The 523-nt window shown below is 70.0% G+C and carries 1 protein-coding gene; it reads left to right on the top strand.

All coding sequences use genetic code 11. The features are described from left to right. Positions 1 to 523: alpha-hydroxy acid oxidase (locus G3A47_RS23410; protein ID WP_166926686.1), on the top strand; the 523-nt coding region annotated here is incomplete at both ends.

Consider the following 523-nt stretch of genomic DNA (forward strand, 5'->3'; position numbering starts at 1 on the left):
ACCTCCGCGACATCGCGAAGCGTCGCACGCCGGCCGCCGCGTTCGACTACACCGACGGCGCCGCGGACAGCGAAGAGGGCCTCGCCCGCGCCCGACAGGCCTTCGCCGACGTGGAGTTCCACCCGTCGATCCTGCGCGACGTGTCGCAGGTCGACACGAGCTGCCAGATCTTCGGCGGCTCCTCGGCCCTGCCATTCGGAATCGCCCCGACCGGGTTCACGCGCCTCATGCAGACCGAGGGCGAGATCGTCGGCGCGGGCGCTGCGGGGGCCGCCGGCATCCCGTTCACCCTCTCCACGCTGGGAACGAGCTCGATCGAGTCGGTCAAGGCGGCCAACCCGCACGGACGCAACTGGTTCCAGTTGTACGTCATGAAGCAGCGCGAGATCTCGTACGCGCTGGTCGAGCGCGCCGCGGCAGCGGGCTTCGACACGCTGTTCTTCACCGTCGACACCCCCGTCGCCGGTGCGCGTCTGCGCGATAAGCGCAACGGCTTCTCGATCCCGCCGCAGCTGAGCGTGTC

Origin of the sequence: Flavobacterium poyangense (assembly GCF_011751075.1) — a bacterium.
Lineage (GTDB): Bacteria > Bacteroidota > Bacteroidia > Flavobacteriales > Flavobacteriaceae > Flavobacterium > Flavobacterium poyangense.